The 25,642-nt window shown below is 55.8% G+C and carries 29 protein-coding genes and 1 tRNA gene; 18 read left to right on the forward strand and 12 right to left on the reverse strand.

The window, feature by feature from the left end:
- The first annotated feature begins 4 nt into the window (after positions 1-4).
- Genes E3E51_RS03420 through E3E51_RS03430 form a run of 3 tightly spaced genes read left to right on the forward strand, consistent with a single transcriptional unit; the run spans position 5 to position 3,179 of the window.
- Complete coding sequence (locus E3E51_RS03420) at positions 5-820, forward strand: undecaprenyl-diphosphate phosphatase (RefSeq protein WP_167912097.1); 816 nt, start codon at positions 5-7, stop codon at positions 818-820.
- A complete protein-coding gene (glmU, locus tag E3E51_RS03425) occupies positions 817-2,076 on the forward strand; it encodes a bifunctional sugar-1-phosphate nucleotidylyltransferase/acetyltransferase (protein ID WP_167911756.1) in 1,260 nt (419 codons plus the stop codon). Before E3E51_RS03420 ends, glmU begins: the two co-directional genes overlap by 4 nt.
- Positions 2,077-2,135: 59 nt before the next feature.
- The gene (locus tag E3E51_RS03430; protein ID WP_346765935.1) at positions 2,136-3,179 is read left to right on the forward strand and encodes a DUF835 domain-containing protein; all 1,044 of its coding nucleotides are present in this window, start codon (positions 2,136-2,138) and stop codon (positions 3,177-3,179) included.
- Between the two features lie 3 nt (positions 3,180-3,182).
- On the opposite strand, the gene E3E51_RS03435 is transcribed toward E3E51_RS03430, so the two are convergent.
- Positions 3,183-4,358: a CBS domain-containing protein gene (locus E3E51_RS03435; RefSeq protein WP_167911758.1), complete on the reverse strand. Its 1,176-nt coding sequence runs from the start codon at positions 4,356-4,358 to the stop codon at positions 3,183-3,185.
- A 136-nt stretch (positions 4,359-4,494) separates the two neighbouring features.
- Between E3E51_RS03435 and E3E51_RS03440 the strand changes: the two genes are divergently transcribed.
- Positions 4,495-4,580 (forward strand) — tRNA-Ser (locus E3E51_RS03440).
- 214 nt (positions 4,581-4,794) lie between these two features.
- Here the strand turns inward: E3E51_RS03440 and map are convergent.
- Positions 4,795-5,682, reverse strand: coding sequence for a type II methionyl aminopeptidase (map, locus tag E3E51_RS03445; protein ID WP_167911759.1), 888 nt, complete (start codon positions 5,680-5,682; stop codon positions 4,795-4,797).
- Positions 5,683-5,781: 99 nt separating this feature from the next.
- Between map and E3E51_RS03450 the strand changes: the two genes are divergently transcribed.
- Entirely contained in the window at positions 5,782-7,263 is a 1,482-nt protein-coding gene (locus E3E51_RS03450; protein WP_167911760.1) for a TrkH family potassium uptake protein, read from the forward strand.
- Positions 7,260-8,102: an ATP-binding cassette domain-containing protein gene (locus E3E51_RS03455; protein WP_167911761.1), complete on the forward strand. Its 843-nt coding sequence runs from the start codon at positions 7,260-7,262 to the stop codon at positions 8,100-8,102. Before E3E51_RS03450 ends, E3E51_RS03455 begins: the two co-directional genes overlap by 4 nt.
- On the opposite strand, the gene E3E51_RS03460 is transcribed toward E3E51_RS03455, so the two are convergent.
- From E3E51_RS03460 to hjc, 7 genes are all read right to left on the reverse strand, one after another.
- Positions 8,062-8,625: a hypothetical protein gene (locus tag E3E51_RS03460; RefSeq protein WP_167911762.1), complete on the reverse strand. Its 564-nt coding sequence runs from the start codon at positions 8,623-8,625 to the stop codon at positions 8,062-8,064. The genes E3E51_RS03455 and E3E51_RS03460 overlap by 41 nt on opposite strands.
- On the reverse strand, positions 8,622-8,879 hold the full coding sequence (locus E3E51_RS03465; RefSeq protein ID WP_167911763.1) for a hypothetical protein: 258 nt from the start codon (positions 8,877-8,879) through the stop codon (positions 8,622-8,624). Before E3E51_RS03465 ends, E3E51_RS03460 begins: the two co-directional genes overlap by 4 nt.
- Positions 8,863-9,417 carry a class IV adenylate cyclase gene (cyaB, locus tag E3E51_RS03470; RefSeq protein WP_167911764.1) on the reverse strand — a complete coding sequence of 185 codons (555 nt, stop codon included), beginning with the start codon at positions 9,415-9,417 and terminating at the stop codon, positions 8,863-8,865. The genes E3E51_RS03465 and cyaB overlap by 17 nt, the downstream gene beginning before the upstream one ends.
- Complete coding sequence (locus E3E51_RS03475; protein ID WP_167911765.1) at positions 9,414-9,968, reverse strand: archaemetzincin family Zn-dependent metalloprotease; 555 nt, start codon at positions 9,966-9,968, stop codon at positions 9,414-9,416. The genes cyaB and E3E51_RS03475 overlap by 4 nt, the downstream gene beginning before the upstream one ends.
- 186 nt (positions 9,969-10,154) lie before the next feature.
- Positions 10,155-11,192, reverse strand: a complete 1,038-nt coding sequence (locus E3E51_RS03480; protein WP_167911766.1) for a lysyl aminopeptidase — start codon at positions 11,190-11,192, stop codon at positions 10,155-10,157.
- Between the two features lie 73 nt (positions 11,193-11,265).
- The gene (locus tag E3E51_RS03485; RefSeq protein ID WP_167911767.1) at positions 11,266-12,792 is read right to left on the reverse strand and encodes a hypothetical protein; all 1,527 of its coding nucleotides are present in this window, start codon (positions 12,790-12,792) and stop codon (positions 11,266-11,268) included.
- Positions 12,782-13,183, reverse strand: coding sequence for a Holliday junction resolvase Hjc (gene hjc, locus E3E51_RS03490; protein WP_167911768.1), 402 nt, complete (start codon positions 13,181-13,183; stop codon positions 12,782-12,784). Before hjc ends, E3E51_RS03485 begins: the two co-directional genes overlap by 11 nt.
- Positions 13,184-13,254: 71 nt before the next feature.
- On the opposite strand from hjc, the gene E3E51_RS03495 reads away from it, so the two are divergent.
- The 4 genes from E3E51_RS03495 (at position 13,255) to E3E51_RS03510 (ending at position 16,133) form a co-directional block, all read left to right on the forward strand.
- Positions 13,255-13,779, forward strand: coding sequence for a gamma carbonic anhydrase family protein (locus tag E3E51_RS03495; RefSeq protein ID WP_167912098.1), 525 nt, complete (start codon positions 13,255-13,257; stop codon positions 13,777-13,779).
- Between the two features lie 5 nt (positions 13,780-13,784).
- Entirely contained in the window at positions 13,785-14,579 is a 795-nt protein-coding gene (uppS, locus tag E3E51_RS03500; RefSeq protein WP_167912099.1) for a polyprenyl diphosphate synthase, read from the forward strand.
- A gap of 100 nt (positions 14,580-14,679) precedes the next feature.
- On the forward strand, positions 14,680-15,363 hold the full coding sequence (locus tag E3E51_RS03505; RefSeq protein ID WP_167911769.1) for a TBP-interacting protein: 684 nt from the start codon (positions 14,680-14,682) through the stop codon (positions 15,361-15,363).
- A gap of 203 nt (positions 15,364-15,566) precedes the next feature.
- Positions 15,567-16,133: a hypothetical protein gene (locus E3E51_RS03510; protein ID WP_240924243.1), complete on the forward strand. Its 567-nt coding sequence runs from the start codon at positions 15,567-15,569 to the stop codon at positions 16,131-16,133.
- Here the strand turns inward: E3E51_RS03510 and E3E51_RS03515 are convergent.
- Positions 16,101-17,978: a threonine--tRNA ligase gene (locus E3E51_RS03515; RefSeq protein WP_167911770.1), complete on the reverse strand. Its 1,878-nt coding sequence runs from the start codon at positions 17,976-17,978 to the stop codon at positions 16,101-16,103. The genes E3E51_RS03510 and E3E51_RS03515 overlap by 33 nt on opposite strands.
- 122 nt (positions 17,979-18,100) lie before the next feature.
- Between E3E51_RS03515 and E3E51_RS03520 the strand changes: the two genes are divergently transcribed.
- The 5 genes from E3E51_RS03520 (at position 18,101) to E3E51_RS03540 (ending at position 21,393) form a co-directional block, all read left to right on the forward strand.
- Complete coding sequence (locus tag E3E51_RS03520; RefSeq protein WP_167911771.1) at positions 18,101-18,688, forward strand: exosome complex RNA-binding protein Csl4; 588 nt, start codon at positions 18,101-18,103, stop codon at positions 18,686-18,688.
- A 2-nt stretch (positions 18,689-18,690) separates the two neighbouring features.
- Positions 18,691-19,323, forward strand: coding sequence for a DUF2067 family protein (locus E3E51_RS03525; RefSeq protein ID WP_167911772.1), 633 nt, complete (start codon positions 18,691-18,693; stop codon positions 19,321-19,323).
- Positions 19,313-19,600 carry a DNA-directed RNA polymerase subunit L gene (locus E3E51_RS03530; protein WP_167911773.1) on the forward strand — a complete coding sequence of 96 codons (288 nt, stop codon included), beginning with the start codon at positions 19,313-19,315 and terminating at the stop codon, positions 19,598-19,600. Before E3E51_RS03525 ends, E3E51_RS03530 begins: the two co-directional genes overlap by 11 nt.
- 87 nt (positions 19,601-19,687) lie before the next feature.
- Entirely contained in the window at positions 19,688-21,010 is a 1,323-nt protein-coding gene (locus E3E51_RS03535) for a hypothetical protein (RefSeq protein WP_346765947.1), read from the forward strand.
- On the forward strand, positions 21,007-21,393 hold the full coding sequence (locus E3E51_RS03540) for a ribonuclease III family protein (RefSeq protein ID WP_167911775.1): 387 nt from the start codon (positions 21,007-21,009) through the stop codon (positions 21,391-21,393). The genes E3E51_RS03535 and E3E51_RS03540 overlap by 4 nt, the downstream gene beginning before the upstream one ends.
- Here E3E51_RS03540 and E3E51_RS03545 read toward each other — a convergent pair.
- Positions 21,388-22,194: a sugar phosphate isomerase/epimerase gene (locus E3E51_RS03545; protein ID WP_167911776.1), complete on the reverse strand. Its 807-nt coding sequence runs from the start codon at positions 22,192-22,194 to the stop codon at positions 21,388-21,390. The genes E3E51_RS03540 and E3E51_RS03545 overlap by 6 nt on opposite strands.
- A gap of 131 nt (positions 22,195-22,325) precedes the next feature.
- Here E3E51_RS03545 and sppA point away from each other — a divergent pair, with 131 nt between their 5' ends.
- The 3 genes from sppA to E3E51_RS03560 are packed head-to-tail and all read left to right on the forward strand — an operon-like array spanning position 22,326 to position 24,803.
- On the forward strand, positions 22,326-23,330 hold the full coding sequence (gene sppA / locus E3E51_RS03550; protein WP_167911777.1) for a signal peptide peptidase SppA: 1,005 nt from the start codon (positions 22,326-22,328) through the stop codon (positions 23,328-23,330).
- Between the two features lie 5 nt (positions 23,331-23,335).
- Positions 23,336-23,818: a PH1570 family protein gene (locus E3E51_RS03555; protein ID WP_167912100.1), complete on the forward strand. Its 483-nt coding sequence runs from the start codon at positions 23,336-23,338 to the stop codon at positions 23,816-23,818.
- Entirely contained in the window at positions 23,808-24,803 is a 996-nt protein-coding gene (locus E3E51_RS03560; protein WP_167911778.1) for an AI-2E family transporter, read from the forward strand. Before E3E51_RS03555 ends, E3E51_RS03560 begins: the two co-directional genes overlap by 11 nt.
- Here E3E51_RS03560 and folP read toward each other — a convergent pair.
- Positions 24,781-25,599, reverse strand: coding sequence for a dihydropteroate synthase (gene folP, locus E3E51_RS03565; RefSeq protein ID WP_167911779.1), 819 nt, complete (start codon positions 25,597-25,599; stop codon positions 24,781-24,783). The genes E3E51_RS03560 and folP overlap by 23 nt on opposite strands.
- Positions 25,600-25,642 lie beyond the last annotated feature (43 nt).

Consider the following 25,642-nt stretch of genomic DNA (forward strand, 5'->3'; position numbering starts at 1 on the left):
TGCCATGGTTAACATCGGTGAATACGTAACCCCCTTGGTTTCAGGCATCGTCGTTGCACTCTCGTCTTGGCTTTCCATCAGCCCGGAGGGATACTTCGTTTCAAACCTCCTTCGGGGCATTGATCAGGCCTACGTGGACTACCTTGTGCCCGCTTACCTGGGGGTCACCTTCGCGGTTCTCTTCTACTTCAAGGAGGAGATAGCCCTCGGTTCTCAGAATGTCCTCCGGAAGAGCTTCGACCCGGACACCAGGTACCTCCTCTACGCCGCCATCTTCACGGTTCTCCTCGGTTACCCCATACTCGTCGAGGTCAGGGACGTAATCGGCCCCCGAACCTCCGACATGGTGAACGCCGCGATTGGCGCCCTGATAATCCTCCTCGGTCTGCTTGCGGGTACGAAGTCAGGGGCACCGTTCAAGGGAGTGGAGAGCCGCATTCGGGAGGAAAAGGGTGAAGCAACTCTCCTCGATGCCATGCTCTCCGGCCTCTCGCAGGGGATTGCACTCCTCGGCGGCATCTCCAGGAGCGGACTGGTTCTCCTGGGTCTCCTGTGTACGGGCATAAACGTGAGGCGAGCCCTTGAGATGAGCTTTATCGTGGCCCCCGTATACTTCGTCATGAAGCTCGCGTTCCTCGGGGGCTGGGAGCCCGCACTCCCGGTTTCGTTGCTCTTCACGGCTTTCCTAGCTGCGTTCGTCGTCAGCATCGTAACGATGAAATCCCTCGTAAAGCTCTCGGAATCCGTCAGCCGGAGGGGTTTTCTGGTCGCATTTGGTTCAATCGCCGTCGCTGTTTACCTGCTGGGGGTGATACTGTGAAGGCCGTCGTCCTTGCTGCTGGAAAGGGTGAGAGGTTGCGCCCGCTGACCGATGACAGGCCGAAGGTGATCCTTAAGGTCGCGAACAGGGCGATAATCGAGTACGTGCTTGGGAACCTCGACCCCTTCGTGGACGAGTTCATCGTGGTGGTTCGCTACGAGAAGGAAAGGCTGATGAATGCCCTGGGAGACGAGTTCAACGGAAAGCCAATAACCTACGTCGAACAGCTCCCGGGGGACGGAACCGCCAAGGCCATCGAATCCGCGGGCGAGTTGATAGGGGACGAGGAGTTCATAGTTGCGAACGGGGACATATACTTCGAGATAGATGGAGTGAAGGAACTCGTGAGTGCCTTCAGGAGGGAAAGGGCTGATGCGGCGCTGCTCGTCAAGGAGTTCGACGATTTGAGCCATTTCGGCAAGATCGAGGTCAAGGGGAACCTGGTCACGGCCGTCAGGGAAAAGCCCGGCAGGGTTTCGGGCTACGCGAACCTTGGCGTCTACATCTTCAAACCCGACGTCTTCGAGTTCATCAAGAAAACCCCCCTCAGCGAGCGCGGGGAGTACGAGATAACCGACACCCTCAACCTGATGCTCGAAGCGGGGAGGAGGATAACCTACGCCGTCTATTCCGGCTACTGGAACGACGTTGGCAGACCCTGGAACATGCTGGAGCTGAACGAATACCTCCTCAAAAACAAGCTTAAACACAGCATCAGGGGCATCGTTGAGGAAGGCGCCACCCTGGTTCCTCCCGTTGAGATTGGCGAGGGCACGGTCGTCAGGAGCGGGGCCTACATAATCGGGCCGGTTAAGATAGGCAGGAACTCCCGCATCGGACCGAACTGCTTCATAAGGCCGTACACGAGCATAGGCGACAACTGCCACATAGGCAACGCCGTGGAGGTCAAAAACTCCATCATAATGGACAACTCCAATGCCCCGCACCTTAACTACGTCGGGGACTCGATAATCGGGGAGAACACCAACCTCGGCGCCGGTACCATCACTGCAAATCTGAGGCACGACAAGGGCACTGTAAAAGTCGAGATAAAGGGTAAGCTTGAGGACTCCGGAAGGCGGAAGCTCGGGGCCATAATAGGCCACAACGTCAAGGTGGGAATAAACGTTAGCATCTACCCGGGCAGGAAGGTTGGGAGTAACGCTTTTGTAGGCCCCGGTGTAATAGTGGACCGAAACGTTCCGACGGGAAGTCTGGTCGTGGTGAAGCAGGAGAAAACGGTGATGATGAGATGACCTGGGACACGGTCATCCCGTATTTAAACTTTTTATCGAGATGGGTGCTCTTCATCACCGTGTTCTACAAGGCGTACTCCACGAGGGAAAAGGGATGGGCCCTCCTGACCACCGCGTTCTTCATCAACGCCTTGGATGTGGAGAGCTATATTCTGGAACCACTGGGTTTCAATATACACCCCGAGGCCTATATGATAGCCGCGAAGATACCCAACTTTTTCATCGCGTTTCTTCTCATTTGGGGCGCCATACATTTGAAGCATGGCGGGAGCAGGTTCAAGCACGTTGTTTATATGTCCGTGTTCTTTATAATCTCGTATATCTGGCTCATACTCCTGGCCACGGACGCCTTTAGTGACCCTACCGAGCGTGCGATTCTTCCCTCCTTTGCACTCGGAAGCTCACTCATCTACATTGGATTCGTTCTGAAGAAGAACTTAATTTCCGACCACAAGGTTGAAAGTCTGTTTCCGTGGGGCTTAATGCTCCTTGGCGCCCTAAACCTCACCTATCCCGTGACTCGCTTTCTGGACTGGTTTGCCCCAATTGGATTCCTCTTGGGGGCAACGTTCAGACTCGTGGCGGCTGTGGGGGCGATAAAATTTGTGTTCTACCCATTTAAGCCTGTGCGGAGAATTGAGATGAACTCTCTGCCCCCGGGCGGCGTTCTTGTTCCGAGCAAATCCGTGGGAGATAATGTTCTGGCCGACCTTGTGAAGCGGGGAGGCATTGTTCTGGTAACCCGACGAAACGTTGAGGAACTGAGAAAAGCACTGCCGTCTGAGTCCCTCGTGTTCTGGGTGACTAGGGCAAAGGAGGGAAAGCTGGAAGATTCGCCGGCAATATACGCCATAAGTCCATCGAGAATCGACATTTTGACTGATTTGATGGCTAAAGCTGTGGAGCAGGGATATAGGACGGTTTATCTGGACGTTTTCGAGTACCTGATGGTTGAGAACGGATTCGAGAACGCCATCAAGTTCGTGCTCAACGTCAAGGATAGAATCGTGAGTGCGGGGGGAACGATGTTCCTTGTAATTGATGTCAATACCCTGGATCCCCACCAGGCAAGGATAATAAAAAGGGAATTTGAGGAGGTGTAGCTTTCAATCCAGTCCCATCTTTTCAAGGAAGCGCTTGTAGTAGTGGGTGTCCTTCTCAAGCTCCGCCTTCTGGAGGAGCTGTCTCTCGATTGCCCTAAGTGCGTCGTGAACGGCCTGTATCGCGCCCCAGGTTTCTCCGGTTGCTATGAACACTCCCCTGTCCGTCACCACCCTCATCCTGGCCTGGTAGAGGTGCACTCCCCTGAAGCGCTCGTTGAAGCGCCTGATGTAGAGGTAGATTATGCCCTCCTGGCCGAGGAGGTCTTCGTAGCCGTCAACGAAGCGCCTCACGTCCTCGATTATCCTCTCCCTCGTGAAGTCGCTGAGCACATCCGCGTCTCCGCCAAGCTGGAGGTAGAAGCGAACCTCCTTCTCAACCATTCTTGAGATTGGCAGGAGCATGTCCTTGACGGTGAGGATTCCCCTGACCCTGTTGCCCTCGTCAACGACAACTAGTCCGTCTATATCGTTGTCCATCATCGTCTTGACGGCGTCCCTCAGCGTTGCCTCGGCAGGTATGGTTATAACACCCCTTATCATCACGTCGCGGAGCTGCATGCTGAAGGGGGGTATCTTTTCACCGGCGACCTCTCCGTACTGGGCCTTAAAGCGGGGCTTGATGAACCTTATTATCAGATCGTGCAGGGTAACGAGGCCCTCAAGTCTTCCTTCCTCGTTTACCACGGGTATCCTTGAGATTGCGTGGTCGCGCATCGTTGCGAGCGCCTTTGCGACCGTGTCGTCGGGCTTCAGGGTTATAACGTCCTTCGTCATGAAGTCCTCGACTTTCTTTTCCCCGAACTCCTCCTTAACGATCCTGTTGAGGAGCTCCATATCGCTTATAACACCTGTGATTTCAGCCTTGCTCTCCCCAACAGGGAGGGAGCGCAGGTCAACCTCGATCATGAGCTTGGCGGCCTTGCTGAGGTCCTCATCCGGTTTAATAACCGGGGCGGTCTTGTAGACGTCTTTAACCTTGGCCTTGGTTGGGTCCCACTTGAGGTGGGAGCGTACTATCAGGTCCTGAGTCAGGACTCCCTTGTACAGGTTTCCGTCGAAGACCAGAATAAGGTCGGGGTCTTCCTTCTCAAAAATTCCGATCGCCTCAGAAAGCGGGGCGTCGATGTCTATTTTCTGGAACCTGTCGGTCATAACCTCCTGCACAAGAATACCGACCATTTCTGCCACCTCCTTTTCACTTATTATTAGGGTGGCCAATAATTTAAACCTTTGCAACCGAGAGCTTTTAGTTAATTTAAGTTAATAAAGTTTTCGCGGAAAGATTTATAAAACCGGTTAGCAAACCAAAGACCGCGCCGGGGTAGCCTAGCCTGGGAAGGCGCGGGACTCGAGATCCCGTGCGCTTTGCGCACCAGGGTTCAAATCCCTGCCCCGGCGCCAACTGCCGAGCCCATTGAGGGTTGCTTTCCAGATTTTCACACTTCTTATTGTGTTCCCTTTGACAAGACACCCTCCGGATGTTGGAATGGATGAAATCCAGTCAAGCCGGTGTTTGGATAAAACTCCACCCGCCGCCAAAATTGAAAAGGAGATGCAGTTCTCCGCCGTATTCACGGAATTTTGACTTTTGCTCAAGCTTTTTCTAAGAGCCTGCTCAGGTTGTTATGTATGCACCCTCCTTTTCCACGATGACGGTGTGCTCGAACTGGCTCACCAGGCCGCCGCGAACCTCCCTCAATATGGGATAGCTGTAAACCGCTCCGGCCCTGTCGAGCTGAGCCAGGGCAAGCTTGAGCTGTCCCTCCGGCATGAATCCCTGAAGCCAGCGGTAGGCGAAGGGAAGGCCGTTGTACTCCCTCTTTATGTGCATGAGGAGCCGCCTGGCCTGGGCCATCCTCACCGGCCTGTCACGGATGTGCATGAATATGAGCGCCGGCGGAACCTCTATGACCTGCCCGGCACCTGTGGTCGCGAAGGGCTCTATCGCGATGACGTCCCCCTCCTTGAGGACGTAGCTGTCGTTGGGGCGGTATATGTTGGGGATGCTTACCCCCGCGTGGAGCTTGTAGCGGTCTATTTTGTGGCCGCTGAGGTTGACTATGGGATTGAAACCGTAACCGCGTATGGCCTCCTCTATCGCCTTTCCAATCTCGCTGATTTTGACGCCCGCGCGTATCACGCTTATGGCGTTCTCAAGGGCCTCCCTGGAGGCGGCCATCAGATCGTCCTCTTCCATCCCAACCCTGAACGTCATGGCTGTGTCCGCTATGTATCCGTCCACGTGGACGCCGAGGTCAACCTTGAGGTAGTCCCCCTCCTTGAGGACGCTGTCGTCGCCTTTGTACGGCGTGTAGTGGGCGGCGATTTCGTTTATTGATAGGTTGCACGGAAAGGCGGGCTTTCCGCCGAGTTCAACTATGCGCCTCTCCACGAACTCCGCGATGTCGTAGAGCTTTGCCCCCGGCTTTATCATGTCGGCGACTTCCTTCTTCACCTGGCGTGCTATCTCCCCTGCCTTTATGAGTGCCTCTCTCTCGTCCACTTTCTATCACCGCCATAAAAAGACCTCATTACCCCTTAAACCTTTCCACTCCGGGAAAAACCTTTTATTTGGTGCAGACCCTACCTCTACGGTGGGCCCATGCTAGAGCTCAGAAAGTACATCAACATCTCGGATGACATCTTCGTGGTCAAAAACCTCATCGGGGCGATCCTTCAGGGTGTTGGACTGGCGTACCTCTTCCCGGTGCTGCTCGTGTGGCTCTACCCCGATGAAATCAATTACGTTGTGTACTTTGCCCTTCCTGGAGTGTTCTCCATTCTGCTCGGCGCATGGCTCGCGAGGCACATGGGTAAGATTGAAGATGTTAACCTCAGACAGGCCATGGTCTCGGCCGCCTTTACCTGGCTCTTCGCATCGCTCATAAGCGTCGTACCCTTTATCTACATAGCCAACATGTCATTCGTTGACTCGTATTTCGAGAGCATGAGTGCGTGGACCGGCACCGGTCTCACCATGATGAGCCACCTTGAGAGCTATCCCCACATACTCCTCTTCTGGCGCGCCTGGATGCAGTGGCTCGGTGGAATCGGTATCGTGCTGGTTGCGTTGACCATTCTCATCCGCCCCGGTGTTGCGGCGGCCAGGCTTTACCGCGCCGAGGCGAGGAGCGAGAGGATAGTTCCCAACTTGGTGAACACTTCGAAGGTTATCTTCCAGATTTACTTTGTCCTGACCGTTGTGGGCGTTTACCTGTACTACATCAACGGAATGTCGCTCTTTGATGCCGTCATACACTCCATGACCGGCCTTGGGACGGGCGGTATGAGCAGCCACGACCTGAGCATCGGCTACTTTAACAGCACCTCCATAGAGGCCGTCACTATATTCCTTATGATAATGGGCGCCGTCAACTTCACCGTTCACTACAGGCTCTTCAGGGACAGACACCTCAAGCCCTTCTTCGAGGACGTTCAGGTCAAGTACATGTTCATCTTCCTGTTCCCCGCGATAGCGCTAATAGCCCTCAGCCTCACCCAGGTTGGGGACGGCATAGGCGACGCCCTCAGGCAGGCAGTTTTTCACTCCGTTTCGGCCATAACCTGTACTGGATTCGGAATCGCCGACCTGAGCAAGTACCCGGAGCTTGGCAAGTTCATACTCGGCATTCTCATGGTTATCGGCGGCGGCGCGGGAAGCACCGCGGGCGGCATAAAGCTCATACGCGTCATACTAATGTACGAGAGCCTCAAGTGGACCCTCCAGAGCGCAATACTGCCCAAGGGTGCCGTCATCAAGAGGAAGGTTGGCAACTACCTTTTCAGTGAGGAGGACATTCAGGAGGTTATGAGCTTCACGATGACGTACTTCGCCTTCCTTCTTATGGGCACGCTCTACACGATGCTCCGCCTCGGTACGAGCCTGACGGATTCGTTCTTTGAGATTTCGTCAGCCCAGGGCAACGTTGGCCTCAGCATCGGTATAACCTCCCCGGCACTGCCTGTTGACATCAAAATCCTCCTCATCCTCCACATGTGGATTGGGAGGCTGGAGATATTCTCGACCCTTGTGTTCATCATAAGCGTGTTCTTCCTCGCCCCGAGGGTGGTGACGAGGAGATGAACGTCATAAGCGTGGAGGACCTCAGCTTCAGGTACAGGAGGGCGGGGGAGTATTCGCTGAAGAACGTGAGCTTCAAAGTTAGGCAGGGAGAGCTCCTCGGGATAATCGGGCCGAGCGGGAGCGGAAAATCCACGCTCTGCCTGACCCTCAACGGCGTGATTCCCAACTCGATAAAGGGTGATTTCTCGGGCGATGTAATAATTAGGGACCCGGAGACCGGGGAGGAGTACAACACCAAGGAGACTCCGGTGGCGAAGCTCTCAACGCTCGTCGGCCTCGTACTTCAGAATCCTGAGAGCCAGCTCTTCAATATGACCGTCGAGGAGGAGATAGCCTTCGGCCTTGAGAACCTGGGATTCGATAGAAACGAGATACTCAGAAGACTCCGGTGGGCGCTGGAGGTAACCGGACTGAGGGGACTTGAAAACGAGTTCCCGCCCAACCTGAGCGGGGGGCAGCAGCAGAGGCTGGCCATAGCGGCGGTTCTGGCCATGGATCCGGCCGTGCTTGTTCTGGATGAACCGACGTCCCAGCTCGATCCCGTCGGGCGGAAGGAAGTCCTGGGACTCATCTCCCTCCTCCGGAAGGAGCACGGCATCACTGTGGTTCTGGTCGAGCACCACACCGACTACATCCTCCGCTTCGCCGACAGGGTGCTGGTCATGGCGGGGGGAGAAATCGTCCTGGAGGGAACCCCCGGGGAGATAGCCGAGGAGGCGGAAACCCTGAAAAAACTGGGTGTCAAGATACCTGCGGGTTTGGAGATTTTTCACGAGCTTAGAAAAAAGGGAATCGACGTCAGGGATTATCCTCCCTTGAGAGAATTCCTTCCAGTGTGATATTCTCGCCTTCAAGCTTGCCTTTAAGCTCGTAGAGCTTCATGTTTACCTCAAACCGTGAGTTTGGGTCCTTTATCTTCTCGGCTATTCTGAACGCCACTCCAAGGATTTTCTCGGCCTCTTCCCTGTCCCTCTCGGCAACTATTGATGCGATTGAATACAGGGCCATTACCCTGTGGAACGGGCTGGTGATGTGCCTTAGGATTACCGTAGCTTTCTCAACTTCGCCCTCCCTGTAGAGCATCTCCGCCAGCTGGACGAGTATCATGTCCAGCTTTTCTGGGTCTTTAACAAGTTTCATGGCATACGCGGCTTTATCAAGCAACCCCTTGTTGATCATGTTCAGGATAATCTCCTTCATAATGTTTGGATGGTTTGAGGACAGGTCGATGGCTGCTTTTATGGCCATGTCCCCGTTCATATCATCCTTGAGGTAGTAGAACAGCGCCGCCAGGTCGGAAAGTAGTATCGCCCTCTGGAGGGGGCTGAGGATGGTGTTGGTAAGAAGGGTTATCTCCTTCAACTTGGCCCGTACGCTCCGGTGTTGGGGGATTCTGGAGATTCCATGTTTAGTTTGATTTCAGATATGAGCTTTCTTATTATCATCCTCAATGCAAGGAACAGGTTGTGGTCTTTCTTTATCTCTTTGAGCTGGAGTATGGCCATATCGATGTTGTCCTCGCTCAGGTGCTCCTCTATATCTTCAAGTATCTCAAGGTCCGATTTTTTGCTTTCTTCTTTGGCCATCAGCTTAAAGAACTCATCGAGCTTTCCCATGTTCTCCTCTTCCCTCCATTATGAGTTCTAGGTATGACCTAGTTTCAAATTTTTTTACCCCTAACTCCTTTAAGATGTTTTTGAGTCTTTCTATGATACCAGTTATCTCCCCGGGCTCCTGGGTCAGCATCTCAATCTCAATGAACTTGCCGAGGCCTTCTACCTCATCCAAATCTATTATGATGCCCTTGTCCACGTAGTACTTCTCCCTCGTCTTCTCTATGGTTAGAACCTCCTCAAACCCTAGGCTTCTGAGTATCTCCGTGTGCCTGTCGGGGTCGCTTATTGGAACCTCTATCTCCTTCCGGGTCTTCGAGTTCTGGTCTATCTTTGGCCCCTTGTACGTGAGAAACGCCTCGAAGTGCCCGTTGAAGCGTCTTATCCTTATCCTGAGGGCTTCGTCGGTTTCGGCGAAATCCCTGCACGGGTGTCTGAAGTAGGTGTCCTCGTGGTGCTCCTTTCGTATCAGCTCAAAGCTCTCCCTAACGCGCTCAAACACATCCTCGTTTGCGTATCCCTTAACCTCAATCTCTATCATAACTCAACCTCCAGGTTTTTCTTAAGTCTCCCAAAACACACGGGACAGTAAACTGGTTCCTTGATGTCAGTGTCAAGGATGGAGTTGGAGAAGTGCATAACGCACCGCTCATCCGGGCAGTGCCCCAGGCCAAAAACGTGGCCCAGCTCGTGCATGGCCTCCTTGATTGCCCTCTCGATGAAGAGCCCCTCGTCCGGGGCATCTCCGTAGGATTCGGGTCTGAGCCTGAACGTCGAGATAACCGCCGCCCCAAGTCCGGCGTGTGCGAGGCCAAAGACGAAGTTCAGCCCCTCCTCGTAGAGGTCGAGGCTGGTTATCCCAAGGACGGCGTGCGCTTTTTTCTCCATTCTCAGTTTGGAGAGGGGTGGCAGGAACTTCCTCCCAAGGTACTGGCGTCTCAGAGGATTGTAAGCGTCGGAGAACCAGTTCTCGGGGAGGGAATCACCCACCGCGACGGGAATGCCCAGGGATGCGTAGTAAGAACCGATGAACTCTCCCACTGCCTTAATCACCCGCCCCTCGACCATTCCAATGGATACGAGGAGTATCACCCTCAACACCCCTCCAAAGGCCCAGGTTTCTTCCAGCTCGCGTGTGGGGTGAGGGAGCCCTCAATCGAAGGCGGGAACCGGCCCGGTGTAGGCTCTGTCCCCACTTTTCCCACCGTTGTTTAATTCGCCTTTGGGGAGATAAACCTTTCCAAAGGAAGAAGAGAAGAGGCCTCACGGGGAGGCTGCTCACGGAGTGAGGTCCATCTCACGAAGCTCCTCAAGGAAGTGCTTGGCGAACTCGATGGTCTTGTCGATGTCCCTGAGGTCAGCCGTCTCGACCTGGCTGTGCATGTACCTTATCGGTATGCTGAGAACGGCCGTCGCAACGCCCTCCCGGTTGATCTGCATTATGTTGGCGTCGGTTCCGGTCGGCCTCGGTGAAGCCTCAACCTGGAGCGGTATCTCGTACTTCTTGGCGACCTCGTCTGCGAAGGCCCTGACCTTGGGGTTGATGTTCGGGCCGACGTCCATAACCGGGCCGCCTCCGAGCTTGGGCACGATTTTACCCTTGTCGCCGACCTGCTTGGCGAAGGTAACGTCCATGGCTATGCCTATCTCCGGGTCTATGGCGTAGCTGGCGACTCTGGCACCGCGGAGGCCGACCTCCTCCTGCACGGAGGCGACGAAGTATATGTCAGCCTTGTGGTTCTCAACTGCCCTGGCGGTCTCTATCATGGCGTAGAGGCAGACGCGGTCGTCGAGGTACGGGGTGGCGATCCTGTTCTCGTTGAGCTGGACGAAGGCTGGGGCGAACTCACCGACGGTCCCGACGCGGAAGCCCATCTCCTCGGCTTCTTCCCTGCTGTCCGCGCCGACGTCCACAACGATGGTGTCCCAGTCCGCGGCCTTCTTCCTGTCCTCTGGCTTCTGGAGGTGGGGCGGTATGTGGCCGACGACTCCAAAGCGCTCGCCCTTCTCGGTGAAGAACCTTATCCTCTGGGCGACGAGGGTTCTTGGGTCAACGCCTCCAACGGGAACGACGTGGAGGTAGCCCTCCTTGTCTATGTGGTTGACCATGACGCCTATCTTGTCCATGTGGGCCGCGATCATTATCCTCGGCCCGTTCCCCTTCTTGTGGGCGATAACGTTGCCGAGCTTGTCAACGTATATCTCGTCCACGTGGTCCTTCAGGGCCTCAAAAACGACGTCCCTTATTCCAAGGAACTCGTAGCCGGAAACTCCCGGCGCCTCCACAATTTTCCTGAGCAGTTCAATGTTCGCCATGGCTTTCGCCTCCTTTAGATTTCCATCTGAATGTATCCGCCCGTGTTAATAAGGTTTACGAAAGAAAAGGGATTCAGCCGAGGATGACCTGCAGGTAGGCCTCCTCCTCCGGCTCCAGGTGGTCTATCTCCCACACAACTTTTCCGTCGCCTATTTTCGCGTTCCCCTTCGTCGCCCTGACCACTACTGCGTTGACGCCCTTCTCGAACCTGAAGTTATCAACACCCCTCAACCTCGGCGCCTTCACCTTCACGAAGTAGTACCTGTCGAGGGTTTCCTCCTGGACTATCGGTCTGAAGAACGCTACGTACGAACTTCCGGCCAGAACCGCACCCGCGATCAGGAGTATGGCCGCCAGCGGGCCGTAGTTCCTGGGGGGCTTTGCCGGGGTGGTGGCGGTGGTCAGCGGTGCCGTGGTCGTTGTCGGCGTGGTGGTAGTGGGGGTCTCCGTCTCGGGGGGGATGACCTTTATCGTCGCCTCCCCGGGGAGGTACCGGTCGCTCTCGGCCCTCACCATCAGGGTCCCGTAGCCGGTTTTGTTGAGGTTTACGAGTGCCGCCCCGGTCGTGTTGGTAACGCAGTACGCCGTTCCCTCCGGCCCCGAGACCACAACCGTGACGTTCGGAACGGGGCCGGAAGGGTTTCTCACCCTCACCCAGAGTTCGTCCTTCAGCTGTCCGACGTCGACCGTTAACCTCTGCACCTCAACGGAAGTCCTCTCAATCCTCCCGTCCAGGTTCATGACGATTCCGTAGGTGCCCGGCCCCGTTACGGGATATTCGACCAGGCCGTTTTCGTCCGTTGTGAAGTGCGCCCCGTTTATGTAAACGTCGATGTCCCCGACCCCGGCGCTGCCCTCCAGAATCCGGACGTAAATCGCTCCCCCTTTGTAATACGCCCTGTACGTTAGGTTCCTCTGGTAAATCTCGAAGGTTCTTCTGGTCTCCCTGTAAACTCCACTGAAGTTCGCCCACAGTGAAACCGTGTACCGTCCGGGGGAGAGGCCCTTTATGGGCACGGTCTCCCGCCAGCTGCCGCCGGGACGGACGTAGGTCACGGTGGTTACGTTGAGGATCCTTCCGCCGGGTCCCTCAAGGGAGTAGCCCACCCTCCCGCTGAGGATGCCGTTTGACCGGGAGGATATTTCGAGCAGAACGTCCTTCTCCTTCCCGTATATGTATCTGTCATCGGCCGTTATCGTCAGTCTGAAGTCCATAAGGGTCTTTACCCTGACGTGGATGACATCCTCGCTGTACACCTCCCCAACCCGTGCGACGAGCCTCACGGTGTAAAGGCCGGGCCCGGCGTTCAGAATCTTGAGTACTATCGTATCACTTATGCTACCTCCGGGCCCGAGGGGCTCCCTTATAACCTTGGTCTGGTACAGAAAACCCTCGGCGGGCCCCGAAAGGTAGACGCTGAAGTTGCTCAGAGTTTCGTTCCCCAGGTTCGTGACGTTGAAGGGAATCACGAGGGTATCCCCTGGCAATCCCGAAAACTCGTGGTTGAGGGCCGAGACATGAATAACCGGCTGGGCGCTCACGTACGGGAGGAGAATCGGAACCAGCAGGATTATCGGCAGTATGCCCTTAAACTTCACCCTTTACCACCCCTTCGAGGGACCTCTGCCTCCCGATAACCTCGTCGAAGGTAAGATAGTTCCTTGTTTGCAGACTTACCTTATAGTTTTTGCCGCTTTTTTTCAGGTTCTCCGGGCGGAAGAAGCGCCAGCCGTTGTTCACGAACTTGACCGCTATAAGGGGCTCCGCACCGAACTTTCCGGCAAAGGAGACGAGCTTCTCGTAATCCTCGCTGCTGAAGTATAACCTCTCGCCCCTGGTGCTCTTCACCTCTATGCAGAGGTACAGCCTTCCGTTGCCGGCCACTATGTCGATTTTCTTGCTCCCGGCGGAGCGCACCACCGCGAAACCGGCCTTTTCGAGCATCTTTATAAGCTCCCTCTCTGCACTCGCACCCCTTCTGTACTTCATTGCACCCCCTCATCCCCTATTGCCCGGTTAGGTTTATAAGCTATGTCGTGGAGTTAAGGCCGGTGATGGACATGGCGATTTATGAGTTGGCCGGAAAGAAGCCTAAAATTCATGAGACCGCTTTCATCGATGAAACCGCCTCGGTCATAGGCGATGTTGTTCTTGAGGCGAAGACGAGCGTCTGGCCGTCGGCGGTTCTGAGGGGGGACATAGAGAGAATCCATGTCGGCGAAGGTTCGAACGTCCAGGATAACGTCAGCATACACACCTCCCACGGGCAGCCCACGATAATAGGCAGGTACGTTACAATAGGCCACAACGCCGTCGTTCACGGTGCCGAGATTGGCGACTACACCATCATAGGCATGGGCGCCGTCGTTCTGGATGGTGCCAAGATAGGCAAGCACGTCGTCATCGGCGCCGGGGCGCTCGTACCGCCCGGCAAGGAGATACCCGACTACAGCCTGGTCGTCGGCGTTCCGGGCAAGGTCGTCAGGCAGCTCAGCGAGGAGGAAATCGAGTGGACCAAGAAGAACGCCGAGATTTATATCGAGCTTGCCGGGATGCACCTCTCTGGCAGGAAGAAAATCGAGTGATGGTCATGATTTCCCGTCTGGTTTCCCACGTTCCCCACATTTTATTCAAGCCCGTTTACGATGTTTACGAGGGCTATCTTCTGGACAGGGTTAAGAGCGGCCGCATCCCAAAGCACGTGGCCATAATCATGGACGGGAACAGGAGATGGGCGCGGAAGCTGGAGAAGCCCCCCTGGTACGGGCACCTCTTCGGCTCCCAGAAGCTTGAGGAGATACTGGAGTGGTGCCGCGAGCTCGGCATAAGGACGCTCACCGTTTATGCCTTCTCCACCGAGAACTTCAGGAGAACCCCCGAGGAGGTAAACGCCCTCATGAACCTCTTCGAGGAGAAGTTCAGGGAGCTGCTCAAGGACGAGAGGGTTCACAGGTATGAGATTCGGGTGAACGTACTGGGGAGAAGGGAGCTCCTGCCAGAAAACGTCAGGAAAGCCGCTGAAGAGGCTGAAAAGGCCACGAGGAAGTACGGCAACTACACCCTCAACATAGCCCTTGCCTACGGGGGGAGGAGCGAGATAGCCGACGCCGTGAGAGACATAGTAAGGGACGCCTTAGCAGGAAAGATAAAACCGGAGGACGTTGACGAGGAACTCATAAAGGAGTACCTGTACTACCCGAACATGCCCGACCCCGACATCGTTATAAGAACGGGCGGGGAGGAGAGGATAAGCAACTTCCTCTTGTATCAAATCGCCTACAGCGAACTCTTCTTCGTCGACGTTTACTTCCCCGAGTTCAGGAAGATAGACTTCCTCAGAATCATCCGCGAGTACCAGAAGAGGCAGAGGCGCTTCGGAAGGTAGCTTTCCATCATCGGGGCCAGCCCCTGGCGGAAAGACCCTTTTTAAAATTTTCCGCTAAAGCTTATTAACGTTGGGCGAGATTTCATCACGGTGGTGATTAATGGCCTACGGTGAGCTGAGCCCGAGAATCAAGAAGGTCTACGCCCAGGTGAGATATCTGGATGACTATCACTGGGAGATAAACGATGGAAAGATAACCGGACTTCACAAGAAGAGCAACGTCAGGGTCACGATAGAGGTCGCCGACAACAGGGAACACGCCGAGAAGATGGCTGAAAACGGGAGCGGCGGGGGAATCAGAATCATCGCCATCCCTGACAAGAGCGTCTTCTTCATCCACAACGGCGTCTTTGTACTGACCTACCGCTACCTGAAGGCGACCCTCGCGGACATAAACGACCACATAGTCTGGAGCGGCTTCAAGGTCGTCGAGGACGGGGGGAACCTCATCCAGGAGGACTTCTACGAGTACCTCGGGGGGGCCTTCATCAACCACATCAAGAACAACATGCTCGCCGGCCAGGATTACATCTTCTGGCAGTTCTACAAGTGCGAGGAGTGCGGAAAGTACGTTGACGTTGAGAGCCTGGAGAGGCACCTCAAGGGACACGGCATAAAGCACCACGAGAAGAGCGAGGAGCGCTACGAAGTCTTTGAGATAAACTTCAGGGACGGTAAAATCTACGACAAGTACGGCAAGGAGGTTCCAATGGCGGACTTCAGCGAGGAGGCCCGGGACTTCCTCAGCGAGATAATGACGGGGGCCCCGGGAGGGGGCGGGTGAAGGCATGCCTGAACTCGATATCCTGAAGATATTTCCAAGTGAACACGTTGCCGGTTCCACAATCTCAGTTATCTACGATGCATATTCCTCCGCCTGGCAGATTCCCCTCCTTTTTCTCAAGAGGGCGGTTAGTGAGGGCTATTTTGGGATAATATCTAACTACAGCGTCCCGCTTAGGAGCTTTATACAAAGGGGGGAAGGGTGTGGGTTTCGACTTGAGAAGCTCACTGGAAAGCGGCGACCTCGCAATTATAGACGTGTTTGGTTCTAGATACGCTAAGGTAGAGGACGAAGTTCCCGGCGTCTTCTACCTCGATAGGGTCGAACCGGAGACGATAAACCCCAAAATAGACAGGATATACTGCGGTCCCCTGCGGGATAGGGTGAAGTCCGGCAAGGTGCTGCGGCTCGTCTACACCCTCGATGGTGCCGCCATGATGCTGGGAGAGGAAAATACTCTGAAGTTGCTGAACCAAACTGTGGCCGCGAGGAGTGTGAGATTCCCAGAGTCCGTTCTGGTTCTCCCACTCAACTCCGATATGGTTTCAAAGCGTTTTGTTGCTTGGGTCTCAAACCTCAGTGACTACGTTCTTCTTGCCAAGTCGTGGATTCGGGAAGACCATATAAAGGAACTCCTTTACCTGTTGAAAGCGCCATACGCCGAGTTTGAACCCAGTGTGTATCACCTATCGGTGAGAAAGAGCAAAGAAAAGATATTCCTGAAAAAGCTGAAAGAATTAACCCCTGAACTTGGGGCGCCTGCTGAGTAGCAGAGGCAGGGGCCTCGGCCTGTACGGGAAGCCCTCGGTCTTCCCCCTGATCTCCTTGATGAGGTCTTCGAGTTGCATCTCGACCTGGGGACCATCCCTTCTCCTGACGGTTACGGTGCCCTGCTCCTTCTCGTTCCTGCCGACAACGACCACGTAGGGAATCCACTCCTTCTCGGCCTTCCTTATCTTCTTGTTGAGCCTGTCGCCGGTGTCATCGACATCAACGCGAATCTTTGCCCCCTCCAGCTTTCCGGCCACGTAGAGCGCGTAGTCCATGACCTCCTCGCTGACCGGGACAACGCGGACCTGTATCGGGCTGAGCCAGAGCGGGAACATCGGCTTCTTGCCCATAGCCTGAAGTTTTGCCTGCTTCTCAAGGATGGCGTACATAACGCGCTCTATGGCTCCGCTCGGCGAGCAGTGGAGTATGAGCGGGTGCTCCTCCTTGCCTTCCTCGTTGTAGTAGGTTATGCCGAAGCGCTCGGCGTTCTCGACGTCGATCTGGACTGTGCTGAGGGCTGCGGCTTTGTCGAGGTTGTCCACGAAGTTGAACTCGAACTTGAGTATGAAGTAGAAGAACCTCTGCTTCCACATCTCGATGAGGACGGGCTTGCCGATTATCCTCGCCAGCTCGACGATGAAGTCCCTGTTCTCCTTCCAGAAGTCCTCGGTGAACCTTATGGCGACCTCGTAGTCGTCAGGGGTGAGGCCAACTCCCCTGAGAACCTCCATGCTGAGCTTGTACTGCTTCTTGAACTCGTCCATGGCCTGCTTGAGGTCCTTAGCCACGGTGTGCATATCGGGCATCGTGAAGGCCCTGAGCCTCCTCAAACCACTAAGCTCGCCGCTCTTCTCGCGCCTGAAGGAGTAGCGGGTGAGCTCGTACATCCTGAGCGGCAGGTTGCGGTAGCTTATGGTGGCGTCCTTCTTGATGAGGAACTGGCCGAAGCAGGCCGCGAAGCGGAGGAAGAACTTCTTGTCGCCGCTCTTGACGACGTACTGCCTCGCCGGGAAGCGGTTGAGGTACTTCTCCAGAGCGGGGTGCTCGAAGTCGTACATAATCGGAGTCTCGACCTCCATGGCGCCGTACTCTATCACCTTCTCGGTGACGTACTGCTCAAGCAGTCCCTTGATGAGCCTTCCCTTGGGGTAATACCTGAGGTTTCCGCCGTCGCTTCCCGGTTCGTAATCAACCAGCTCGTGTTCGAGCATGAGCCTGACGTGCGGCGGCTCCCTGTCGGCTATCCTGTTCTTGCTTATCTCGTAGTTGGCGAACTTCCTGAGGTTCTCGTGACCGGTGAAGTCGAACTTATCGACCTCGACCAGCTCGCCCTCCGGCGTGAGCACGTACCAGTAGCTCTTCAGCTCCTCCTCCTTCTCAAGGGCTATGTTGCGCTCCTCCTTTGAAACCGCCTCTCCGCTCGGGACTATCGTTCTGCTGAGCTCCGCCAGCGGATGGCCCTTGCAGCTCAGCTTGAAGGCCTTGTAGTAGCCGAAGGGGGCGCGCTTGACCTCGAAGCCCTCCTCTTTCAGCTTCTCTTCTATTTTCTGGAGAACCTTCAGCGCCACGTCGGGCTTCGCGAGTTCGCTGCTGAGGTGTGCGAAGGGGTAAACGAATATCCTGTCGGCCTTAACCTGCGATGCAACGTCCTTAATCTCGGCAACGGCCTTCTCAACGACCTCCTCCGGGTTGGTCTCGTCGGCCTTCTCAACGCTCATGAAAACCGCAAGAACCTCCTCAAGTCTGCCCTTCTTCTGCTCGTCACTTATCGGCTCCGGGTTCTTGAGGGCCTTGTCTTTTACCTCGTATTCCAAATAGTCGCTGTGTATCAGAAGCATTCTCATCCTTAACCACCACCATAGGCTCAATTGGAATTACTAAAACTTTTCCCTTCGCCCTTATAAATCCTCCCGCATGGCAAAGGCTTAAAAAATCCGGGCTGGAACTTTCATGGAGGTGTGGGAGAATGGATGAAAAGAGGAGTGCAAGGAACGGTGACCTGGTTCTTCCCGGCGACTACCTCGGCGTCATCGAGGAATACTTTCCCGGCGAGGGCGTTAAGGAGGAGAACGGTGAGCTCTATGCAATAAGGGCGGGTAAGGTGAAGATAGACCAGAGTAAAATGGAGATAAGCGTTGAGCCCGTGACGGACACACCCCCGCTTCCGCAGCCGGGCGACATCGTCATCGCAAAGATACTTGAGGTCAAGCCCCAAGCGGCGATAGTTCAGCTTATTAAAATCGAGGGAAGGAACGACAGGGAGATAGCGACATCGAAACTCGCTGGAATCCACATCTCCCAGGTGAGGGAGGGCTACGTGGAGGGCATGAGCAGCGAGTTCAAGATAGGCGACATAATCAGGGCGAGGGTCATAGCGAACGAGAAGAGCCCAATCCAGCTGTCCACAAAGGGTCACGACCTGGGTGTTGTCTACGCCCTCTGCTCCAGGTGCAGGGCTCCCCTCGTGAGGCGCGGCGACAAACTCATCTGCCCGCGCTGCGGCCACGTCGAGACCAGAAAGCTCTCATCACTGTACAGGAAGCTGAAGGTGTGAGCATGGCGAGGGCAAAGAAGGTAATAACGATTCACGTCCGCGACGACAGGGAGAAGGAGGAGTTCCTCAGAGAGCTCCAGAGGCTTCGCCTTCCCGCGTTCATCTACGTTCACGCCAAGCTCAACGACCTCAAGATAAACGTCCAGGGAACCAAGGAGGACATCAGGGAAGCCATCCGCAGGATACGGGAGATACACAGCCGCGTCAGGGCCAAGCTCTATCCCGACAGGCGCGGCCTCTACCGCTACACGATAGACGACTTCCTTCGTGAGGCGGGGGCGAGCGTCTCGACCCCGATACTCGTGAAAACCCTTGAGCTTCTCGGAGAAACCGTTGAACTGAGGGAGGGCGAGCTGATAACCTCCATGCCCTGGGAAGAGCTGGTTTCACTGACCGGAACGCTCGGCGAGTACCTCTCGGAGGTCTCCCTCCAGACCACCAGGCAGATAAGGGAGGTTATCCTCCCAGTGGCGGTTCTCAAAAACCTCGACCCGATGGAGGTCATCGACCTGCTCGTTGAACTCGGCCTCGCCGAGTGGAAGGAGGATAAGTTTAAATACGAACTGGTGAAGAACAAGGAGCAGGCGATGAAAGAGCTCCTCAAACACTTAGAAGGTGAGGAAAATGAAGATTGAGGTCATCAAGCGTGAGGAAAACGTCATCGAGTTCTACCTTGAGGGGGAGGATCACACCTTCGCCAACCTGCTCAACGAGGTGCTCCACGAGAACAAGCACGTGACCTTCGCGGGCTACACCATCGAGCACCCGGTTCTCATGGCGCGGAAGCCGAAGTTCAGAATCGTCACCGACGGCAAGGTTACGCCGGAAAAGGTCCTGGAGGAGGCCGCCCAGAAGATATTCGACAGGGCCAGGGCGGTTCTGGACGCTTGGAAGGCCGCCGTGGGCGAGTGAGTTCCTTCTCCATTTTCTACCCGGCATCAAAACCCTTAAATGCCGAACTCTTCTAACTCTAAGTTGAAACCAGCGACCCCCTCTGGGGTGGAACTCTTGGAACGTTCGAGGTATCTGCTCCTAGTCATACTGTCCGGCCTGTCCCTGCGGCTTGTCCTTGCGCCGCATTCGGCGGGAAGCGATTTAGCCCAGTTCTACGGCTTTGCCGGAACCATGCTGGAAAAGAAGGCCTGTTTCTACGCTTACGCCGACGCGACCGGATTCCAGGGCAAGGGATGGCCCTACCCCTGGCCCTACGTCTACGGTCCGGTCATGGCGTACGTCCTTGCGCTTCTGAGGCACGTTGTTGGCGGCTCCGTCAGAGCCTTCTGGAGCGGTGGGAACTACTACGTTTACATCGACCCAACGTGGGCGTTCGCCGTCAAGCTGGTTTTCATTCTCGCCGACACCGGCGTGGCCCTCCTCCTGTACCTCCTCCTGCGGGAAAAAAGCGAAGGGCGCGCGATCCTCGGTGCGGCACTCTACTACCTCAACCCCATCACGATATACGTCTCCGCCGTTTACGGGATGTTTGACGGACTTGCGCTGCTCTTCTTCCTCCTCGGCCTCTACCTCCGGCGGTGGGAGCGCTCCTCCTACGCGCTCTATGGATTTTCTCTGGCCCTCAAGCACACACTCACCTTTCCGGCGGTTCTCTCACTCTGGGATGCCGTGCTCGAAGGAAAGCGGGCCGTCCAGCGCATTGCCTTCTTCCTGCTCTGCGGCCTTCTTCCTTTCCTGCCCATGATAATCCTCTGCCCATCGAGCCTGAAGGGGCTGCCTAATCTGCTAGGGGGGATGGACGTCTCGTACACAGACCCGGTCTCGTACAGCATGAACGGGGTTTCGAGCCTCGCGACTTACCTCCACATGACAAGGGGAAGCGAGACCCTCTTCGTTCTCAGGCACTGGTACGTTCCGGCGGTCGTTCTTCTCGCCCTGGTTCTCTGCAGGCACGCGTTTAACCGAAACCTTGCCGTCTCCACCGCCCTTGCGTACGCCGTTTTCACGGCCACGTACTGGCGCGTCAATCCTCAGTATCTTCTCCCCCTTGTGGCGTTCCTGATAATCCTCGCCGCCGCTGAGGGGGGCGCGGTGACGCTCCTCTCACTGCTCACCACGGTATACGTGGGGGTCTGGCCCATAATGCAGCCCTCCTCCTTTTGGTTCCACGTCCACATGGAGAACCCCAGCTGGACGTTCGTCCGCTTCGTCGATGCGGTGACGTTCAGGGTTTTCTCCGATGGGCCCTACGTTGCATACAGCATCGGGCTGACGCTTCTCCTCTACGCGGTGATACTGTCAGCCACGGTTCCGTACCTCAAAAACCTTAAATCCTGGCTCTCGGAGAGGAAGTGGGTGAGAGCTTGAGGTACGAGAGGAACTTCACCGACAAGGGACTTTCAAAGTTCGGCGATTCGCTGGTCAACTTCGTCTTCTCGCTGGCGCTGAGTGAGTACCTCGGACGGCCGACTGGTGAGAGGGTTCCGAACGCTTCACTGAGCATAGCCCTTGAGCTGGCCGGGCTGAGGCACGTGATTCCGCCGAGAACCGACAAGCACGGTAAGGGGGACATAGCTGAAGCAATATTCGCCTACGCGTGGCTGGAGGGAGAGATAACCGTGGAAGAAGCCGTTGGGATTCTGGTGGAGAACTTCACCGAGGACGTTGCACACTTTTCAAGAAGAAAGGAAGCGATAGGGAAGGCCTTCGCTGAGGTTTTTAAGGTAATAGGGGAGAGGCTGGGACTATAGGCTCGTCAGCAGTTCTATCAGCCCCTGCTTCGTCGGAACCTTCACGAACTTCTCGGGGTCTTTGACCTTGAGGAGAAGCGGAACATCGCCAAACAGGCGGAGAACCTTGCCGAAGGGAATCTTGCCCTCCCCCGGCAGGAGGTGAAGGTCGCCGACGCCGTAAGCCAGGGCATCCTCCGGTTCGACCTGCGGGAAGAGCTTTCCGAAGTTGTCGTGTACCATGAGTATGACCGTCCTCTCAGTGCCGAGCTTGACGTCCTCCAGCAGCTTGTCGGCGTCGCCCTGTGCGCTGAGGAAGGCGTGAGCAACGTCGAGGGCGAAGCCGACGTTTTCTCTGTCCACGTTGTCAACTACGTAGAGTGTGTCCTTGACGCTGAAGGTGTTTTCAAGGGCTATCTTAATGTTGAACGGTGCCACCATGTCGGCCAGCTGCTGTATCGCCTCTATCTCAAGGTCGAGCCTCCCGGTTCTCCCGCTCTGCATTACGATAACCTTGGCTCCGAGCTTTATCGCCACGTCTGCCATCGCCCTGGCAACGCGGAAGTGGCGCGTGTAGTATATGTGGTCGCGCAGGTTGACGGAGGTGGGCATCCTGATGATGTAGTCGATGCCGACGCCGCGAAGGGTTGTTTCTATGTTTCTGAGCTTCTTTTCGACGACGACGCCGTTCATGATAAGTCCAAGAGTGTGCGGGAATATTGAAACGAAGTCGTAGTTCTTTATCTTGACGTCGGCCAGAACCGAGGCGAGGGTCTTGTCCTTGGTGACGAAGTGCGGGTAAATCGTTACGCCTATCTCCATGCTATCACCTAGGAGAGAGTTGAGCGCTGGATATAAAAGCTTACCTTTTTCTTCTGAAAGCCTCCCCTTCAGGAGAGGTCAGCGAGGGCAGGGTTTAAAAGTTCGGGCCGGAGATATAGGTGGGTGAGCGAATGAGGGAAAACATCTGGAAGTACATCGCTGCGGTTCTCGTACTCCTTCTCGCGGCGTCGAGTGTGGCGGTTCTCCTGCTCTACATGCAGAATTCGGAGCTCAAGACCTACCAGCCATCCAACGCCACGACCACCGTGATCGTTCAGGGGCCCAACGTCACGTGCAACACCACCTCGTACCAGCTCAGAATAGACGAACTCCAGAGGCAGGTCGATTTCCTGAAGGCACAGCTCAGGGAGCAGAACATGCCCGAAGGCAACGCGACGATAGCCATAGTCCCCATCTTCGGCCTCATAAACGACTACACTGCCCTCAGCGTGATTCCAACCTTGAGAGAAATCGCCAAGAACGATTCCATCGCGGGCGTTGTTCTGTGGATAGAGAGTCCCGGTGGCTACGTTGGGTCAGTCAGGGAGATATATTCCACCGTCAGGAAGCTCAACCTTGTAAAGCCCGTTGTTGCGTACACCGGCGGCATAGCGGCCTCCGGCGGCTACTACATAGCCGTCGGCGCCGAGGAGATAATAGCCGACCCCCTCGCCGAGGTTGGGAGCATAGGCGTTATCTACGTTCACTACAACCTCCAGCAGAACTATGAGTCGAACGGGGTGAAAGTGGAGGTCTTCAAGACGGGTCCATACAAGGACATGGGCGCCGAATGGCGCGGTCTCACGGATGAGGAGAAGGCCATGATAGCGGAGACCGTTGACACGTACTTCCAGGGCTTCCTTCAGGCAGTGAGCAGCGGCAGGGGCATGGACATCAATGAGACGAAGAAATACGCAACCGGAAGGACGTGGTTCGCCATGAACGTCACGGGAAGCCTGGTTGACGAGACCGGCGACCTGGACTACGCGGTCAGCGTACTTGAGGATATGCTAAACGTCACCAATCCGAGGGTAGTCATCTACAGGGGTTCGTCTCCGTCGGATTTTGGGATATTCGGGAGCACCGCCCTGCTCCTCGACCCGAGGTACGTTAGCGCGTACGTGAGAAAGGGGTGATGGCCATGCTCTGCGAGGAGAAGCTTGAGGTGTTTGAGAACGGCTTCGTCGATGGGAAGTTCCACATGAGGGTGGAGTTCTACGGCGGCGACGCCAGAAGGCTTCTCCTTGCCGTCATCAGGGAGCTGTACCTTCCCGACTACGGGGAGGACTACGTCTATCCCTTTGAGTGCGCCAAGGAGTTCTGGGGAATCTACATGGATGGCAGTGAAGCGGTCGCCGAGGAGTTCAGGCCGAGCCCCATAAAGTTCCTCAACCAGAGCGTTCTCAACAGGCTGGAGAAGGCATTAGAGGAGACGGGCGCGCCGGAAGAGGTCAGGGAGAGCATAGACTTTGAGAAGGCAGAGGTTCACAGGCTCAAGAAAGGTTTATTAGCCCTCGGGAAGAACTTCGTCCTTGACGAGGGTACCAAGACCCTCATAGTCTTCAACAAGCCGAGCGCGAGGGAACTGATACTGAAGTACCTGGGGATGCTGGATGGAGCTTGAGGCGGGAATCTGGATAGCCGTTTCGCTCATAGTTCTCTACCTCGTATGGGAGACGGTTAGTCCCATCCTTTCTCCCATCATCCTTGCAGTGACGCTCGCCTACATCCTCTACCCCCTCCACGAGAGGCTGGCTAGGAAAACCGGCAACCGGGTCTCGGCGTTCATCATGACTGCCGTTCTTACGGTGATCACCTTCCTCTTCATAATCGGGTTTGCCCTCTGGATAAACGACGTCAAGAGCTCGCTCGCGCACTACATCAACGCATTCTTCGAGTGGCTTCTCACCTGGAACCTCCCGGCCGCCGTCTACGAACTCCTCCAGAAGCTCGCGGAGGACATTCCAAAGCGCTTTGAGGAGTACGTTCTCGGCTACACCTACTCCCTCCCCAAGCTCTCCCTTCAGGCCATAGTCATGGTCTTCGCCTTCTACGGCATGCTCATAAACGCCAGGGCCATCCGGAGGGAGGTTTACTCGCTCCTGCCGCCCGAGAACAGGGAGCTGGCCATAAAGCTCCTTGAGAAGGCGGGCGAGACACTTCACAATCTCCTCCGCGGCTGGCTGGCCATCAGCATCCTCAAGGGTGTCTTCACCGCCGGCGGCTTCCTCCTCTTCGGACTCGCCAAACCCGGCGGAGCCATAGCCGCGGGAATCTTTACAGTCATATTCGAACTCCTTCCCGTTTTTGGAGGCTGGGTGGTCTGGCTTGCGGGGGCAGTCTACATGATCAACGGCGGCAACGTCGCCGGTGCCGTTGTCTTTGCCCTCTATGGAATAGTCTTCATTTCCCCCATGCCGGACATGCTCCTAAGGCCGAGACTCGGGACAAGGGAGAAGGGCGTCAACGCTCTCATCTCGCTCGTTGGAATCTTCGGCGGCTACCTGGCCTTTGGATTCGTGGGAATAATAATCGGCCCCGTGGCGCTTTCACTGCTGGCGACGCTCGTCGAAGAATGGAAGGAAGTTAAAGTGAAAAGCGCCGGATGAAGTGGGCGACCCTGACCGCGTCGAGGGTTTCTTTGACGTCGTGCGTTCTGACTATGTGTGCCCCCTTGAGGACTGCTATTGCCGTTGCCGCCAAACTTCCCGGAAGCCTTTCCGCAGGGTCTTTTCTGCCGGTTATGGCACCGATGAACGATTTCCTGGACACCCCAATAAGGATCGGTCTTCCCAGAATTTTGAGCACCTCAAGATTGGCTATGACCTTTGAGTCCCACTCGTACCAGGGCGGCCACTCCGGGCGGAGGAAGCCTATCGCCGGGTCTATGGCTATTTCGTCTATGCCGTGCCTCCCGGCTATGGTGAGACTCTCCTCCAGAAGGTTTATCACGGTGTGAACCGGGTCGCTGAGGTTCCTCACCTCTCCATGGGCGCAGACTATCAGGGGGGCACCGTATTCACCGGCCACCTCGGCCATCTTCGGGTCTCCCTTCAGGCCGGTTACGTCGTTTATGACGTCCGCCCCCGCCTTCAGAGCTTCCTCCGCGACCCTGGCACTCGTCGTGTCTATGCTTATCGGCACATCCACGTGGTCGCGGATGGTCTTAATCGCCCAAACGGCTCTCCTTACCTCTTCCTCGACCGGAATCTGGGTCTCAAGGTATGGGGCGGTCGACTTGGCTCCGATGTCGATGAAAGACGCCCCCTCCTCAACCATCTTTACCGCGGTCTTAATCAGTTCCTCCCCGTCGTTCCTGACGCTCCCCTTGTAGAAGCTCTCAGGCGAAACGTTGATGACGCCCATTATCCTGGGCTCGCTCAGGTCAATTCCCGCGAACTTCATGGTTTCACCCTCCATATTGAAATGGCCGCTGGATATAAAAGGA

The sequence above is a fragment of the Thermococcus sp. 21S7 genome (genome assembly GCF_012027615.1).
In the GTDB taxonomy this organism is placed as follows: domain Archaea; phylum Methanobacteriota_B; class Thermococci; order Thermococcales; family Thermococcaceae; genus Thermococcus.

Coding starts and splice junctions, on each gene's coding strand:
- E3E51_RS03525 (WP_167911772.1), top strand. CDS start 18,691: ATGGCGAGGGCAAAGAAGGTAATAACGATTCACGTCCGCGACGACAGG.
- E3E51_RS03455 (WP_167911761.1), top strand. CDS start 7,260: ATGAACGTCATAAGCGTGGAGGACCTCAGCTTCAGGTACAGGAGGGCG.
- hjc (WP_167911768.1), bottom strand. CDS start 13,183: ATGAAGTACAGAAGGGGTGCGAGTGCAGAGAGGGAGCTTATAAAGATG.
- E3E51_RS03480 (WP_167911766.1), bottom strand. CDS start 11,192: ATGGCGAACATTGAACTGCTCAGGAAAATTGTGGAGGCGCCGGGAGTT.
- E3E51_RS03505 (WP_167911769.1), top strand. CDS start 14,680: ATGGCCTACGGTGAGCTGAGCCCGAGAATCAAGAAGGTCTACGCCCAG.
- E3E51_RS03555 (WP_167912100.1), top strand. CDS start 23,336: ATGCTCTGCGAGGAGAAGCTTGAGGTGTTTGAGAACGGCTTCGTCGAT.
- E3E51_RS03465 (WP_167911763.1), bottom strand. CDS start 8,879: ATGGGAAAGCTCGATGAGTTCTTTAAGCTGATGGCCAAAGAAGAAAGC.
- cyaB (WP_167911764.1), bottom strand. CDS start 9,417: ATGATAGAGATTGAGGTTAAGGGATACGCAAACGAGGATGTGTTTGAG.
- E3E51_RS03545 (WP_167911776.1), bottom strand. CDS start 22,194: ATGGAGATAGGCGTAACGATTTACCCGCACTTCGTCACCAAGGACAAG.
- E3E51_RS03435 (WP_167911758.1), bottom strand. CDS start 4,358: ATGGTCGGTATTCTTGTGCAGGAGGTTATGACCGACAGGTTCCAGAAA.
- E3E51_RS03530 (WP_167911773.1), top strand. CDS start 19,313: ATGAAGATTGAGGTCATCAAGCGTGAGGAAAACGTCATCGAGTTCTAC.
- E3E51_RS03560 (WP_167911778.1), top strand. CDS start 23,808: ATGGAGCTTGAGGCGGGAATCTGGATAGCCGTTTCGCTCATAGTTCTC.
- E3E51_RS03420 (WP_167912097.1), top strand. CDS start 5: ATGGTTAACATCGGTGAATACGTAACCCCCTTGGTTTCAGGCATCGTC.
- E3E51_RS03520 (WP_167911771.1), top strand. CDS start 18,101: ATGGATGAAAAGAGGAGTGCAAGGAACGGTGACCTGGTTCTTCCCGGC.
- E3E51_RS03450 (WP_167911760.1), top strand. CDS start 5,782: ATGCTAGAGCTCAGAAAGTACATCAACATCTCGGATGACATCTTCGTG.
- folP (WP_167911779.1), bottom strand. CDS start 25,599: ATGAAGTTCGCGGGAATTGACCTGAGCGAGCCCAGGATAATGGGCGTC.
- E3E51_RS03495 (WP_167912098.1), top strand. CDS start 13,255: ATGGCGATTTATGAGTTGGCCGGAAAGAAGCCTAAAATTCATGAGACC.
- E3E51_RS03515 (WP_167911770.1), bottom strand. CDS start 17,978: ATGAGAATGCTTCTGATACACAGCGACTATTTGGAATACGAGGTAAAA.
- uppS (WP_167912099.1), top strand. CDS start 13,785: ATGATTTCCCGTCTGGTTTCCCACGTTCCCCACATTTTATTCAAGCCC.
- sppA (WP_167911777.1), top strand. CDS start 22,326: ATGAGGGAAAACATCTGGAAGTACATCGCTGCGGTTCTCGTACTCCTT.